Source organism: Flaviramulus multivorans, from assembly GCF_021728415.1.
Classification (GTDB): Bacteria; Bacteroidota; Bacteroidia; order Flavobacteriales; family Flavobacteriaceae; genus Sabulilitoribacter; species Sabulilitoribacter multivorans.
This window is the reverse complement of the sequence record NZ_JAKKDV010000002.1, coordinates 531553-546123: the sequence shown is the minus strand read 5'-3', so window position 1 is coordinate 546123 and position 14571 is coordinate 531553. Positions and strand designations below refer to the sequence as shown.

14 protein-coding genes and 1 other RNA gene are annotated in these 14571 nt (G+C 32.5%); 7 read left to right on the top strand and 8 right to left on the bottom strand.

Translation table 11 applies throughout. The features are described 5' to 3' along the window. Positions 1 to 18 precede the first annotated feature (18 nt). From L3X39_RS07345 to L3X39_RS07330, 4 genes are read left to right on the top strand one after another with little or no spacing between them, the layout of a single operon-like run. Positions 19 to 2622, top strand: coding sequence for a glycoside hydrolase family 2 TIM barrel-domain containing protein (locus L3X39_RS07345; RefSeq protein WP_237231124.1), 2604 nt, complete (start codon positions 19 to 21; stop codon positions 2620 to 2622). Continuing rightward, entirely contained in the window at positions 2623 to 3501 is an 879-nt protein-coding gene (locus tag L3X39_RS07340; protein WP_237231123.1) for an alpha/beta hydrolase, read from the top strand. It begins immediately after the preceding gene. Between the two features lie 5 nt (positions 3502 to 3506). Further along, positions 3507 to 5198: a sulfatase family protein gene (locus L3X39_RS07335; RefSeq protein ID WP_237231122.1), complete on the top strand. Its 1692-nt coding sequence runs from the start codon at positions 3507 to 3509 to the stop codon at positions 5196 to 5198. Positions 5199 to 5201: 3 nt separating this feature from the next. Then, positions 5202 to 7049, top strand: a complete 1848-nt coding sequence (locus tag L3X39_RS07330; RefSeq protein ID WP_237231121.1) for a family 43 glycosylhydrolase — start codon at positions 5202 to 5204, stop codon at positions 7047 to 7049. Positions 7050 to 7198: 149 nt separating this feature from the next. Here L3X39_RS07330 and ssrA read toward each other — a convergent pair. Then, positions 7199 to 7593, bottom strand: a transfer-messenger RNA (tmRNA) gene (ssrA, locus tag L3X39_RS07325). Between the two features lie 140 nt (positions 7594 to 7733). Between ssrA and L3X39_RS07320 the strand changes: the two genes are divergently transcribed. The 3 genes from L3X39_RS07320 to L3X39_RS07310 are packed head-to-tail and all read left to right on the top strand — an operon-like array spanning position 7734 to position 10274. Beyond that, entirely contained in the window at positions 7734 to 8255 is a 522-nt protein-coding gene (locus L3X39_RS07320) for a DUF1801 domain-containing protein (RefSeq protein WP_237231120.1), read from the top strand. Positions 8256 to 8264: 9 nt separating this feature from the next. Next, entirely contained in the window at positions 8265 to 9470 is a 1206-nt protein-coding gene (locus L3X39_RS07315; RefSeq protein WP_237231119.1) for an NAD(P)-dependent oxidoreductase, read from the top strand. A 21-nt stretch (positions 9471 to 9491) separates the two neighbouring features. Further along, a complete protein-coding gene (locus tag L3X39_RS07310) occupies positions 9492 to 10274 on the top strand; it encodes an SDR family NAD(P)-dependent oxidoreductase (RefSeq protein ID WP_237231118.1) in 783 nt (260 codons plus the stop codon). Here the strand turns inward: L3X39_RS07310 and L3X39_RS07305 are convergent. The 7 genes from L3X39_RS07305 to L3X39_RS07275 form a co-directional block, all read right to left on the bottom strand. Continuing rightward, on the bottom strand, positions 10269 to 10829 hold the full coding sequence (locus L3X39_RS07305; RefSeq protein ID WP_262910969.1) for a DUF1361 domain-containing protein: 561 nt from the start codon (positions 10827 to 10829) through the stop codon (positions 10269 to 10271). The two genes, L3X39_RS07310 and L3X39_RS07305, sit on opposite strands and share 6 nt — an antisense overlap. Positions 10830 to 10921: 92 nt before the next feature. Continuing rightward, a complete protein-coding gene (locus tag L3X39_RS07300; RefSeq protein WP_237231116.1) occupies positions 10922 to 11299 on the bottom strand; it encodes a ribosomal maturation YjgA family protein in 378 nt (125 codons plus the stop codon). 18 nt (positions 11300 to 11317) lie between these two features. Beyond that, positions 11318 to 11686: a hypothetical protein gene (locus L3X39_RS07295; protein WP_237231115.1), complete on the bottom strand. Its 369-nt coding sequence runs from the start codon at positions 11684 to 11686 to the stop codon at positions 11318 to 11320. Between the two features lie 2 nt (positions 11687 to 11688). After that, positions 11689 to 13077 (bottom strand): DUF4153 domain-containing protein, encoded by a 1389-nt coding sequence (locus L3X39_RS07290; protein ID WP_237231114.1) that lies wholly within the window; start codon positions 13075 to 13077, stop codon positions 11689 to 11691. A 75-nt stretch (positions 13078 to 13152) separates the two neighbouring features. After that, positions 13153 to 13917 (bottom strand): oxygenase MpaB family protein, encoded by a 765-nt coding sequence (locus L3X39_RS07285; protein ID WP_237231113.1) that lies wholly within the window; start codon positions 13915 to 13917, stop codon positions 13153 to 13155. A gap of 47 nt (positions 13918 to 13964) precedes the next feature. After that, on the bottom strand, positions 13965 to 14258 hold the full coding sequence (locus L3X39_RS07280; protein ID WP_237231112.1) for a winged helix-turn-helix domain-containing protein: 294 nt from the start codon (positions 14256 to 14258) through the stop codon (positions 13965 to 13967). Between the two features lie 4 nt (positions 14259 to 14262). Continuing rightward, positions 14263 to 14562, bottom strand: coding sequence for a hypothetical protein (locus L3X39_RS07275; protein ID WP_237231111.1), 300 nt, complete (start codon positions 14560 to 14562; stop codon positions 14263 to 14265). Positions 14563 to 14571: the final 9 nt, after the last annotated feature.

Sequence of the window (14571 nt, the reverse complement as noted above, 5' to 3'; positions counted from 1 at the left end):
AGCCAAAATATGCCATACATGATACATAAGATAAAATATTTATTTGTGCTATTGTGTATGGCTTTTTCATTTGAAGCGTATTCACAATCAAAAACCATTAATTCTGGCTGGCAATTTTCAGAAGACAAAAATTCTTGGGAAACCATAAATATTCCACATACTTGGAATAAGTTGGATGCTTTTGATGACGAGCGTGGTTACAGACGTGGATTAGGCTATTACAAAAAGCAAGTATTTATTTCCTCTGATGAACAAGAAAACGTTCATTATTTAAAATTTAATGCGGTAAATCAAGAAGCTACTGTTTTTGTGAACGGACAAAAAGTTGGAAATCACAAAGGTGGTTATACAGCCTTTAATTTTGATGTAACTGATTTTGTTGAATTCGATAAATATAACTTGATAGAAGTAGTAGTTGATAATTCCCATAATTTAGACATACCACCATTAGATGCTGATTTTACTTTTTACGGAGGCATATATCGTGATGTAGAGTGGATTACTTTGCCAAAACAGCATGTGTCTCTATCTGATTTTGCCTCAGAAGGATTTTATGTGAATTACGATAATGTTTCAGAAGAAAAAGCGAGTATTACCGTAAGTGTAATTTTAAAAAACGCAGCTTCAACAGATGCTAAAACACAGTTAAAGCTATCGCTAATAGATGCCGAAGGAAAGGGTGTAAAAACTCTTTCGGAAAATTTTACCCTGCCATCTGATGCTTCAAATGAATTTAAAATTAAAATATCTGACATATATAACCCAAAATTATGGTCACCTGAAGATCCTTATTTATATCAGTTAAAGTTGTTTTTATATGATGAAAAAGGCAGTGTTTTAGACTCCAAATCAACAAATATCGGATTTCGTTGGGCAGCCGTTGATCCTGTAAAAGGCTTCTTTTTAAATGGGAAACCTTTAAAATTAATTGGTGTAAACCGTCATCAAGATTATAAAGGTTATGGTAATGCAGTACCTATCGAGCTTCAAAAAAAAGATATAGAACTCATCAAAAATATGGGAGCGAATGTTATCAGGTTTGCTCATTATCCGCATGCACGTGAACTATATGATTTATGCGACAAACTAGGTATTGTGGTTTGGACAGAAATACCTATTATTAATAAAGTTACCAATTCCGATGCTTTTTTTAAAACCAGTATTAATATGCAAAAAGAGCACATAAAGCAATATTACAATTATCCTTCGGTAGTAATGTTTGGTTACATGAATGAGATTTTTATAAGGTTAGCTTTTGATGGTAAATCTACCGAAGCACAAAAAGAAGAACTAAAAAGCACAAGTTTAAAATTAGCAACACAGTTAGAAGATTTAACCCGAAAATTAGCACCAAATCATATTACTGTTATGGCTGGTCATTTAAACGAGGTTTATAATGAAACTGGAATTGCAGATTTACCAATGATTTTTGGCTGGAACTTATATTTTGGTTGGTATGACAAAGACATTCCAGATTTAGGCATATTTTTAGATGAGCAACACCAGCGTTATCCAAATCGTTCATTATTACTCTCAGAGTACGGACCAGGAGCAGACGTTAGAATTTTTACCAAGACACCTAAAAAGTTTGATTTCTCAATAGGTTATCAGGCTAAATTACATCAATCTTATTACCAGCAAATTACCGCTAGACCTTACATGACTGGAATGACTGCTTGGAATTTTGCAGATTTTGGTTCCGAGTTTCGGGGAGACGCCATACCCCATGTGAACCAAAAAGGGTTGGTACAATACGACAGAACACCTAAAGATATTTACTATTGGTACAAATCGGTTTTGGATAAAAAACAGCCATTTGTTCATATTGCAACAGGTTATTTGAATGATTTAATTCTGTTTGGTGATGAAGCGTACCCTGTTCAAATATTTTCAAATCAAAATATGGTTCCAGTGTATTTGAATGGCGTAAAACTTAATGAATATGAAGCAGAAAATGGAGTTGTTGAAGTCCAATTACCTTTAAAGAATGGGAATAATAAAATTGAAGTACGAACCCAAGAAACTCATAAGACGAAATTTCTTGAAGTCAAAAGGGTTAAATCTTTAGATTTTAAAAATTTCAATCGGTTTGGTATAAATATAGGCTCACATTTCCATTTTTATGATGTAGAGCATCAAATTACTTTCGTACCAGATCAACCTTATAAAGAGGGTTGGTTTGGTTATATTGATGGAACTGCCTATGGAATGGCAAAAGATAAAAACCAAGGTATTCCTCACAATATTAAAAATTCAACATCGGAACCTTTGTTTCAAACCATGTTAGAAGGTTGTTCAATGTACAAAGTTGATATCCCAGAAGGAACCTATCAAGTCAATTTATTTTTCGTTGAGCCTCAAATAAAACCTACTGAAAATATATATAATTTATCTGATTCTGAAACAGAAACAGCTCCCAAAAAACAACGTGTTTTTGATGTTTATTTAAATTCGAAGACCATGGAAAAGCAATTCAATTTGGCAAGAGCATATCCAGAAAAATATGGTGTAATACTATCTTCAAAAATAAGTATAAGCTCGCAAGAAGGCTTAACTATTAATTTAAAAGCTATTGAAGGTAAACCTGTAATTAGTGGTATATTAATTGAAAAACTAGACTAGATGAAATACATATTTTTATCATTTTGTATGTTATCAGTGTTGTGTTTAAACGCACAGGCTGTAACAACATATACGTATTCTGTTAAAGGGGGTGATACCTTAAAATTGGATGTCTATGCGCCAAAGAAAATGAAAAAATCTGATAAGTTTCCCGTGTTACTTTGGATGCATGGAGGTGGATTCTCAATAGGAGCAAGAGATTTTATTGATGATGCTAAACTATGTGAATATGCTGCAAAAAATGGATATATAGGCGTTTCAATATCTTATCGATTATTAAGAAAGGGAATATCAACTGGTTTTGGGTGCGAATGTGCAAAAGAAGACAAACTAGAAACTTTCAAACAAGCCGCTATTGATTATTTAGATGCAGCTGCCTTTATTGTTGAAAATGCTGAAGCATTACAAATTGATACCACAAAAATTATTGCAGGTGGTAGTAGCGCTGGAGCAGAAGGTACTTTAAATGCGGTTTATATGCGAGAGCATTTTGCTGATAGCCTTAATAAATACAATAATGTAAAATTTGCAGGCGTTTTTTCCTGTGCTGGTGCAATTGTTAATGCAGATTACATAACACAAAGTAATGCGGTACCTACGGTTTTATTTCATGGTACGAAAGACCAATTGGTGCCCTTTGATACAGCGCCTCACCATTTTTGTGAACCAGAAAAACCAGGGTATTTAATGTTAGATGGCTCTAAAATTATAGCTAAAAAACTTGAAGAATTAGAAATTTCATATTACTTCAATATTGTAAAAGAAGCTATGCATGAGATTTCGACAATTCCATTTGAAGATTTGGATAAAGTTTTTAATTTTTTTGAGCGTACCGTAATGAATAATGAAGTTATTCAAACAAAAATCATAAAAAGATAAGCATCATGAGATTTATAAAATATATCATTTTTATCGCGATTGTATTTCAATCATGCAAGAATGAAAAGGAACAGAAAGAAGAAATAAAACCAATAAAGCGCCCTAACATAGTTTATATTATGGCGGATGACCATGCAGAACAAGCTATTAGTGCTTATGGGCATATTATAAGCCAATTAGCCCCAACGCCAAATATAGACCGTATTGCAAAAGAAGGCGCTCTTTTTAAAAATAATTTTTGCACCAATTCCATTTGTGGACCTAGTAGAGCTGTGGTTCTAACAGGAAAATTTAGTCATGTTAATGGTTTTAGAATGAATGGAGATAGATTTGATGGTAGCCAACAAACTTTCCCAAAATTACTACAACAAGCGGGCTATAACACGGCAGTAATAGGTAAATGGCATTTACATGGTTTACCTCAAGGGTTTAATTATTGGAATATTTTAACCGATCAAGGGAATTACTATAACCCAGATTTTATTTCTATAAATTCGGAAACCAAAGTTGCAGATACTACGAGAATTCAAGGGTATGCAACCGATATTATTACTGAAGATGCCATAAAATATCTAAGTAGTATTAAGGATGAGGATAAACCTTTTATGCTCATGTTACAACACAAAGCGCCACACCGAAACTGGATGCCAGCATTGCGTCATGCTAATAAATATGATTCTATTCAATTTCCATTACCTGATACATATTTTACAAATCATGAAGGTTCATTGGGTTCAACAGAACAACAACAAACAATTTACAAAGACATGTACGAGGGTCATGATTTAAAAATGACCAAGAAAAAAGGTAGTCCCGAATTGGCATGGAATCCTTGGGCAACAGATTTTGAACGTATGACTCCAGAACAACGTACAGCATGGGATAATGCATATCAGGCAAAGAATGATGCATTTCACGATGCTAACTTATTGGGAAGAGCACTTGCAGAATGGAAAGGGCAGCGATATTTACAGGAATACTTAGCTACGATAGCATCTGTTGACGAAGGTGTTGGTAAAGTTTTAGATTTTTTAGAAGAAAACGGATTAGCAGAAAATACCATCGTTATTTACACCACAGATCAAGGATTTTACTTAGGAGAAAAGGGGTGGTTTGATAAGCGATACATGTACGAAGAATCATTGGCAATGCCATTATTAATTAAATATCCAAACGCTATAAAACCAGGAACTGTAATTGATGATTTAACGCAAAACCTCGATTTTGCAGAAACTTTTTTAGATTATGCTCAGGTAGAAATTCCTGAAGATATGCAAGGTAAATCATTACGACCATTATTAGAAAACTTACCAAAAAGTGATGATTTTAGAGATGCAGTATATTATCATTATTACGATTACCCTGCTTTTCATATGGTTAAAAAGCATTATGGTGTAAGAACAAAACGTTACAAATTAATGCATTTTTATGATGATATCGACGCTTGGGAATTATATGATTTAGAAGAAGATCCTAAAGAAATACATAATCAAATTAATAACCCGGATTATGATGAAGTCAAGACTCAATTAAAAGATCGATTAGTGGCTCTTCAACAACAATATGAAGTCACAACAGAGGAGTTTGAACAAGCACCAAAAGAGCAGGTTGAAAGGGCTTATAAACAATTTAAAAGATTGCGTGGTCAAACAGGTACTAAGTATGATGCAATAAAGGATAAAGACATAAAACTTTAGCAGATGAAAAAAATAGTATTAGGTTTAGTATTATTAATTGCTTTTTCATGTAAAACTGAAAAAAAACAAAATACAGAAGACCATCAGATATTAGATTTAAGCAAATATGAAAAAAGAGATTACCAGACTTATTGTAATCCTTTAGACATCGACTATACTTATATGGTCTATAATTCAAGTAAAAACCTGTCCTATCGTTCAGGTGCAGATCCTGCTGTTATTGAATTTCAAGACGAATATTATATGTTTGTAACACGCTCTTTTGGCTATTGGCATTCCACCGATTTAGTCAATTGGAAGTTCATTAAGCCTCAACAATGGTTTTTTGAAGGATGCAATGCGCCAACTGCTTTCAATTATAAAGATTCGTTGGTGTATTTTGCAGGAGATCCAGCTGGTTACGGGAGTATTCTTTATACCGACGATCCAAAAAGGGGAAAATGGACCCCAACACCTTCAATTTCAAACAATATCCAAGATTCAGAATTATTTATTGATGATGACGGAAAAACCTATCTGTACTGGGGCTCATCTAACGTACATCCATTACGTGTAAAAATGTTGAATAAAGATGACCGTTTTCTTGAAACAGGCGTTAAAAAGGAATTGATAAACCTTGTTGAAGAAGAACATGGTTGGGAACGTTTTGGCGAAAATAATTTCCACCCTACTTTAAAAGAGGGCTATATGGAAGGCGCTTCCATGACGAAGCACAACGGAAAATATTATTTGCAGTATGCTGCTCCGGGTACTCAATTTAATGTTTATGCCGATGGAGCTTATGTTGGAGATACACCGTTAGGGCCTTTTACTTACATGAAAAATAATCCCATGAGTTTTAAACCAGGTGGTTTTACCAATGGTGCGGGACACGGAATTACAGTTAAACAAACCAATGGGCAATATTGGCATTTCGCTACTATGGCATTAGCTTCTAATGCGCAATGGGAACGTCGCTTGTGTATGTTTCCTACCTATTTTGATGATGAAGGATTAATGTATTCCACTACAGATTATGGCGATTATCCGCGCTTTGCTCCAAGTCATCCTACAAAAGCAGGACAACATAATGGTTGGATGTTGCTTTCATACAAAGGAAATGTAACCGTATCATCATCCTTAAAACAGATTATGAAATTTACGTCCAATGATGATGATGTAGAAGTCACTGAATTACCACTTGAGAAAAACGCGAAGGAGGAAATTATTTCCAGAGTATTAACCGATGAAAACCCAAAAACCTTTTGGGTTGCCGAAGCAAACAATGATAAACAGTGGATTACCATTGAAATGAAACAACCGGGAAATATTCACGCATTTCAACTGAATTTTCACGATTACGAATCTGGAATTTACACACGTGTCGAAGGCTTAAAACACCGTTTTACCATTGAAACGTCAGAAGATGGTAACAACTGGCAAACAGTTGTTGATAGAAGCCAAAGTGATAAAGATGCTCCTAATGCATATATTGTTTTAAACGAGCCGTTGAAGGCAAAATATGTAAGATATAAAAACGTTGAAGTACCGGGTGCAAATTTTGCTATGTCGGAGTTTAGAGTTTTTGGTTTAGGTTTAGGGAAAAAACCAGAAAAAGTTTCAGGTTTTGATATTAAAAGAGATAAAGACCGAAGAGATGTGTCCTTTAACTGGAATCCTGAAGAAGACGCACAAGGTTACAACATTCGTTGGGGAATTGCACCAGACAAGCTATATCAATCTTGGCAAGTCTACGATACTAATACACATTTTATGAGATGTTTAGACCGAGATACACCTTATTATTTTACAATTGAAGCTTTCAATGAAAATGGGATATCAGTAAAAAGTGATATTTTATATACAGAATAACTTTATTTTACCGCATCCGATATAGTAGTAAATAAATATGCTGTTTTAAGCGATAACTGGGATTTAAAGTATCCAACAGACCACTTACCAGTTTAAATTCAGGTAAGTTTATAAAACCAAAAAAACCGATTGTTAAATCGGTTTTTTTAAAGTGGAGTCGGAGAGAATCGAACTCTCGTCCAAACAAGTAACCAAAGGGCTTTCTACACGTTTATTCTTTTCTTGTTTTTTCGATTGTAAGCTGGTTAAAGACAACCTACTTACAACTTAGCTTTTTTAGTTTCAAAAGGGTATCAAAGCACTACCCAATCTATGTTAACATTTACGATGCCTCAAAATGGAACGCCGTTAACCAAGGCTTTCCGGAGACATAAAGCTTGTACACCTTGTGTACCTAGGCCAATCTTACTAAAATTCAGATTAAGCAGCTAAAGCGTAGTTATTCTCGCCGTTTAAAGTTTGGTCTAGCCTTTTACGTGTTTCAATGCCATTACACGACGTGCTTACCGTTCAATTAATCTCGCTGTCAAAACCAGTCGACCCCGTTTTTAATGAAATAGTAAATTCTGTCACTTCGAGTGTCCCGAATTTATTTCGGGATGTATCGAGAAGTGGGCGTCACCCTTTCGGGTCAGGCTTTCGGCAGTCGCTTTTTTTGAGAAAAACAAAAAAGAGCTCCAACAAATGCCTCAATCCTTAACGCGGGTTGCAAAGGTATTTAAAAAGTTTGTAATTCATTTTAAATCCTACTATTTTAGAGCAAAAATTATTCCAGTTTCAAAAACTATGCAAATTGTCAGTAGCCCAAAAGTTGAGGATGTTTTTAATCGTTACCCAAAAACCGTAAAAAAACAAATGCTAAACCTTAGAAAATTGGTTTTAAAAACAGCCTCACAAATTGACAGTGTTGAGAAGCTTGAAGAAACTCTTAAATGGGGAGAACCAAGTTATATAACAAAACACGGAAGTACTTTACGTATGGATTGGAAAGCTAAGAACCCAAATCAATACGCTATGTATTTTCAATGCACTTCAAGCCTAGTCTCAACATTTAAAACCATCTATAAAAACACATTTAAATATGAAGGAAAGCGGGCTATTTTGTTTGATTTAAATGATAATATCCCTGAAGCGGAATTAAAACACTGTATTTCATTAGCTTTGACCTATCATAAAATAAAACATTTGCCATTGTTGGGCGCCTAAACCATATCTATGAAATTTGCTATTATAAAAGAGCGCAAAAACCCACCCGATCGTCGCGTGGTTTTTTCACCATCAAAACTAAAAGAAGCCAAACAGCAATTCCCTAAAGCCGAATTTAAAGTGGAATCAAGCGATATTCGTGTTTTTCCAGATGAACAATATGAAGCTGAAGGTTTTGAAGTTATAAATGATGTTTCAGACTGCGATGTTATGATTGGTGTAAAGGAAGTACCAATTGAGGCACTTATTCCAAACAAAAAATACTTTTTCTTCTCTCACACCATAAAAAAGCAGCCCTATAACAGAAAGCTTTTAAGAGCCATTTTAGAGAAAAATATAGAGTTGTACGACCATGAAACCATAGTAAATGAAAAAGGTTTCCGATTAATAGGCTTTGGAAGATATGCTGGTATTGTTGGAGCTTACAACGGATTTAGAGCGTGGGGATTAAAGTATGATTCCTGGAATTTACCAAAAGCAGGACCTTTGCCTAATCAAGAAGCACTAATAAAAGAGCTCAATAATATTAAACTTCCAAATATTAAAATTTTACTTACTGGTAGTGGAAAAGTATCAAATGGTGCACAAGAAATGCTAGATGCAATGGGTATTAGGAGTGTTTCAGTTCATGACTATTTAAAAAATACATTTAACGAACCCGTTTACTGCAAAATAGATGTTTTAGATTACAACAAACGAAAAGATGGACAGGTGATTGACAATACGGATTTTTATAATAATCCACAAGAGTACGTGTCTGACTTTATGCGATTTGCCAAAGTAACCGATTATTATATTGCTGGTCATTTTTATGGTGATGGCGCACCTTATTTATATACAAGAAATAACGTAAAATCTCCAGATTTTAATATAAAAGTTGTTGCCGATGTTAGTTGCGATGTTGATGGACCAGTAGCCACGACACTTCGAGCATCAACTATTGCAGACCCTATTTATGGCTACGACCCGCAAACCGAAACTGAAATAGATTATAAAAATGAAAACGCTATAACCGTTATGGCCGTCGATAATTTACCTTGCGAGCTTCCGAAAGATGCCAGCGAAGGTTTTGGAGAACAGTTTTTAAAACATGTTATTCCTGCGTTTTTTAATAATGATAAAGATGGTGTTTTACAACGTGCTAAAATTACTGAAAATGGAAAACTAACTGAAAAATTCTCGTATTTACAGAACTATGTAGATGGAAAAGAATAAATTTAGGGCAGAATTATCTCAATGACCAAAACCGCCTTAGTAACAGGAGCAGCTTCAGGTTTAGGATATGAATTATCGCTTTTATTGGCAAAAGATAATTATAATCTAATCCTTGTGGATATTGATGCGCCAAACCTTAAGAAAGTAAAATCTGAATTAAATATAGCTTTCAAATGTAAAGTTGATATTATCATCAAAGATTTAAGTAAACCCAATGTGGCCTTAGAAATTTATGACGAGATTAAAGATATTTCTATAGATGTATTAGTTAATAATGCCGGTTTTGGATTGTTCGGTACTTTTTCTGGAACGGATTGGGAGCGCGAACTTGATATGTTGCATTTGCATATTTTAACTACAACACACCTAACAAAATTATTTTTAGATGGAATGCTTAAAAAGGGTTCTGGAAAAATTTTAAATATTTCGTCTTTGGCTGCTTTTCAACCTGGACCGCTCATGTCTATTTATTACGCATCAAAAGCGTATATGTTATCATTTTCTGAAGCTATTGCAAATGAATTAAAGGGCACAGGAGTTACGGTAACCGTGCTATGTCCCGGTCCTACAAAAACAGATTTTCAAAGCGTGGTTTCAGAAAATAATATCGATAATAAAATTGCTTTTAATATGGCATGTCCGTCAAAAGTGGCAATATATGGTTATAGGGCTATGCATAAGGGAAAAACGGTTGCTATCCCTGGTAGATTTAACAAGTTTTTATCAGTTTTGCCTCGGTTTTTAACAAGAAATAGTGCAACATCAATAGTAAGAAAAATTCAAGATAAAAATAGAGATTTATAATATCTTATCCTTTGTTAGTGCTTTAAACACTATAAAACCAACATACAAAAAAGCGCCAAACAATAAAGTAAACAACCAAGCGTCTTTATGCGTAAATGGATTAAAAATAATATTTATAACATCTTTTGATAAGTGTGTTGGATTACTAACTATTTCCCAAGAATTGTAACGTAAGAACCGTCCTAAATACACACCAAATCCGCACAGAAAAATGATGAATGTTGTAAAATAACATATTCTGTTTGCGCTCATTATTTTGTTTAAAAGCGTTTTCATGTCAAAAAGAGAGAGAAAAAATACCAACAGTCCAGTTAAAGCAAAAGCATTAATCACTAAAATATCAAGCCATAGTAAATCATTAGTGCTTATTTTTAAATGTAACAAATCTGTAATGATGTAGGGTGCATTGGGCAAAAAAAGTAGCCATACGCAAAACCAAAAAGCAAGTGTTAATTTATTGAGCTTGGGAAGGCTCATCAAATAACTAGTTATAACAAAAGGGATGATTGCCAGAAACAAATTCCAAACCAAGAACAAATAAAAAAATGAATTCATGATTTTCAACCGAATCATAAGTAAACCTAAACTAAAAAGTATGGATAAGAAAACAAATGCATATGTTTTAAAGCGATTAAATAGTAAGGTTTTTATGTGATCCATAGTTTATAGATTTTATATTCAATAATTAAAACAGTTATTATTCCTAGCGTGTAGGCTATTAAATCTGAAATATGGAATGTGCTTCCTAAAATCAGTTTTGCTAGATAATTATCTTGCAAATTGAGCATTTCTAGATAATTTGTGAGTTGTAAAAATTCTATAATAAAGGCAATCACTAAAACCGAAATAGCAATTTTAAAATGATTTTCAGGGATAAAACTTTTTATTATACTATAAAGTAGAATTACTGCAAGATAATCACCAAAAGTATGGCGTATAAATCCGGTTTTTAAATAAATGGCAATCAATACTTCTGTTGTTAAAAGTATTATGGCGATTATTAAATAGGTTTTGTTGAGTTTCATGTTTAGTCTCTTGATAATTTAATTAGTAGTTCCTTTTACTTTTCCAAACCAAACCCACGTTTGCATAGTTGTGAAAAAAGCTGAAGCAAAAAAGCAAATTATATCCGGTATTGTTATTGAGCCGTAAAGGCATAAACCAAAACTGAAAATGGCATAAAATGGAAAGTACTTTTTGAATATATTCATGCTACTTTCAACATCTTTCTTTAGCTTAAAGAATGGATAAATGGTAAGCATAATTGTTAAACCACAACAAATTGAAATTGGGATAAATGAGACAATTATAAATGGCACCATTTCACTTTCAAAATTTCTTGAAAATAGTATTGTCCAAAAAATACAAGTAGCCATAATACTTGCCTTCAATATTATTAGAGGAGTTTTCATAATTATTTTTCAGAATCCAATTTGAAATTATCATAACTTAATTCTTGCCAATTTCTATCATTAAGTTCTTTTATATAGTTGTTGTATTTTTTGTTTACCAATCTATTATTCTTTCCTTTAAATTCTAAATAGTCACAGTAATGTTTCAATAAGAAGGTATTATTGTTTGATAGATTGTTTAAATATCTAAAATCCATAGATTGAGCATAATTTATATTGTAAAAGGTGATGTGCTTATCCCAGTTTACAACACTACAAACAATTAAAATTGTAAAGGCGGTATGTGTGTTAACTCTAAGTAGGTACCAAAAATTTTTAATTTTCATAACCTTAATTGATGTTGTAATCAAACCAACTATTGTTAACAATAAATAAATCAAAACTCCAATCCGCTTATATGTTAAACCAAAATAATAAATGTATTGGTAGTCTTTAACGGAGGTGTTTATTACTAAAATGATATTGAGAATGATCCATAAATATGATAAATTTTTTAGGGTTTTATTGTTTCGATAAAAGTTTAAATTTCCTCTGAAAAAATAAAGGATAATTATTATTGCCATTACTATTGATGCAATAAGTGCATTGATGCCACTATGAACTTGATTTGAAAAAATGGAGGCTCTTAAATCATTTGAAGAAAGTAAATAAGTAAAATCGGTTATTAGAAAAATGATAATAAGTAGGTTTAAAAGTGAAATGAGTATGACACCTAATTGATTTTCTTTTTTTGAGTTCTCAATTGAAAACTTACTTGAATTCTTTAAAATATTGCCCGTTTTTAAATCGATTTCTGTAGCTGGGTTTACCGCAATCGGTGTTGAGATGTTGTACAGTAAATAATAACCCAATGCACTAAGCAATATCCATTGAAAGTTTAGAAAACCGAAGTCAATTTTTGAAATAAGATTACTAAAAACAGGGTTTCCATTTTTGTAAAGACTTATAAAAACAATAACAACTACCATTGGAATTCCTATGATTTTTGTCCAATGAACGTAATCAATAGTTTTGTTTGGCTTTACTTTTTGTTCATTTTCAATAACACTAAAATTCCGATGAAAAAAACCAGCTATAAATGTGTACAATCCATTAATCCAATTAATGTAAATGGATGAATTGTACTGTGAGACGTGGCCAATAAGCGTGAAAAAAGCAACACAATTAGCAACGATTGAAAGTGTAGATTTATAAAAAAAGATACTGATTGCTGTTATTATATAAAGAATACAGAAGGCAATTGTTCTTTTCTTTTTAAATGCAATCGGATTGTAAATACCTAATATTAGAATGGTTGTTAAGCTAAATAAGGTTAAGTTTAACCCAATATTTTGTTTGTAAAATAGGGTGCTGAATAAGAGTGCTCCTGTGAATAGTGATAGTTTTTTCATGTTTTGATTTTAAATTGCTTTAATAATTTTCAGTTTTCTTCAGAGTTTGGGTTTTGAGTTCAACAAGATGAATTTTTATGTGTTTATAATATTTAATGCTTTGATGTCTTTTTGATATGCTGTAGGTAGTATTAATATTTTTAATAGTTTGTCTATTTTTAAATATCTACACCATTTATAAACTGGAATTATTAAATACATTATTCCTGTTTTCCTTAATTTGAGTAATTCACGAACATGCTTTGGCAATAACATTTTTTGAGTTTCCAATAACAATTTGTAACGAATAATGCCCAGGTGTTTACGATATTGTTTATAAAGGTCTTTGGTATATGCTCCATAATTGAGATCTTGCTTTAAGTGTTGTTTTCTAATCTCATCAAAATAACTATAGGTTTTTGGTAATTCATTTAAACCCATGTCTTTTCCAACTTTTGTAAATACATTAATTACCTCTTGTTTTTCTGAATATGAAAGTGGGCGCTCAAGAAGTTCATAAGATCTTAAGGAGTAGTCAATAAGCATATAAAGCACATCTTTGTAAGCCCAATCGGGAATTGGTTTCCCGCGTTTATTTTCTACTGATGTATGTATTGTATTTATTTTCTGAATAGCTTTTAGTGCAGATTCATCATCCGAAAACACGATTTGACGCGCATAAGAAACTGTTGAAAATAATCTGCTTAGAGGGTCTTTAGGAAGCTGTCCTGTAAAATACAACCAATCAACAGCCTTGTTTAGAGCAAATTCGGCTGAAGCACCGGCAAATATGAGGAGAATGGTATCGCTATTTCCCCAAATATTTCTAACGATTGAATGTTTATCTACGAAATCTTTCATGATATATATTAAAGTACTTTGAAATACAAAGTAAATGATTAAAAAAATTATTGTTTGTTAATTAATTTTTCAAGTGCATCAATATGTTTTTTAAATTCTAAAGCTCCAAGTTTTGTAGTAGAGTATCGTGTATTTGGTTTTCGTCCTATAAATTGCTTTTCCACTTTAATATATTCTACATTTTCTAAAGCTTTGGTATGGCTTGCTAAATTGCCATCAGTTACATCCAGTAATTCTTTTAACATATTAAAATCGGCATACTCGTTCACCATTAAAATGGACATAATACCCAATCTAATCCGATGATCAAAAGCTTTATTTATATTGTTTATAATGCTCATAAATTCAACTTCCAGCAAATGGAGTTCCAAAAATACCGACAGCAAGTTCTAACCAAACCAATGTTAAAAGTACTATAATCGCAACAATTAAAATTATTCTGGTGTTTTTAGTTTTAACAGTTTTAACAACGAATTCTAAAGCTAAACCTGTTCCAAATAATAATATTCCAGCAATTAAAAAGTCAAATACAGACCAATTTACTTCATTTGAAAATTGCATACCTATTAATGGAATTGATAGTATAACTACTACTGAAAGAAATATGATTAAAAGCCTTTTGTTTTGTATAATTAAATTTCCCATTTTATTAAA

Excerpts from the sequence above, each read along its gene's own strand:
- L3X39_RS07345 (WP_237231124.1), top strand. The coding sequence starts at position 19 with ATGATACATAAGATAAAATATTTATTTGTGCTATTGTGTATGGCTTTT.
- L3X39_RS07340 (WP_237231123.1), top strand. The coding sequence starts at position 2,623 with ATGAAATACATATTTTTATCATTTTGTATGTTATCAGTGTTGTGTTTA.
- L3X39_RS07335 (WP_237231122.1), top strand. The coding sequence starts at position 3,507 with ATGAGATTTATAAAATATATCATTTTTATCGCGATTGTATTTCAATCA.
- L3X39_RS07330 (WP_237231121.1), top strand. The coding sequence starts at position 5,202 with ATGAAAAAAATAGTATTAGGTTTAGTATTATTAATTGCTTTTTCATGT.
- L3X39_RS07320 (WP_237231120.1), top strand. The coding sequence starts at position 7,734 with ATGCCTCAATCCTTAACGCGGGTTGCAAAGGTATTTAAAAAGTTTGTA.
- L3X39_RS07315 (WP_237231119.1), top strand. The coding sequence starts at position 8,265 with ATGAAATTTGCTATTATAAAAGAGCGCAAAAACCCACCCGATCGTCGC.
- L3X39_RS07310 (WP_237231118.1), top strand. The coding sequence starts at position 9,492 with ATGACCAAAACCGCCTTAGTAACAGGAGCAGCTTCAGGTTTAGGATAT.
- L3X39_RS07305 (WP_262910969.1), bottom strand. The coding sequence starts at position 10,829 with ATGAATTCATTTTTTTATTTGTTCTTGGTTTGGAATTTGTTTCTGGCA.
- L3X39_RS07300 (WP_237231116.1), bottom strand. The coding sequence starts at position 11,299 with ATGAAACTCAACAAAACCTATTTAATAATCGCCATAATACTTTTAACA.
- L3X39_RS07295 (WP_237231115.1), bottom strand. The coding sequence starts at position 11,686 with ATGAAAACTCCTCTAATAATATTGAAGGCAAGTATTATGGCTACTTGT.
- L3X39_RS07290 (WP_237231114.1), bottom strand. The coding sequence starts at position 13,077 with ATGAAAAAACTATCACTATTCACAGGAGCACTCTTATTCAGCACCCTA.
- L3X39_RS07285 (WP_237231113.1), bottom strand. The coding sequence starts at position 13,917 with ATGAAAGATTTCGTAGATAAACATTCAATCGTTAGAAATATTTGGGGA.
- L3X39_RS07280 (WP_237231112.1), bottom strand. The coding sequence starts at position 14,258 with ATGAGCATTATAAACAATATAAATAAAGCTTTTGATCATCGGATTAGA.
- L3X39_RS07275 (WP_237231111.1), bottom strand. The coding sequence starts at position 14,562 with ATGGGAAATTTAATTATACAAAACAAAAGGCTTTTAATCATATTTCTT.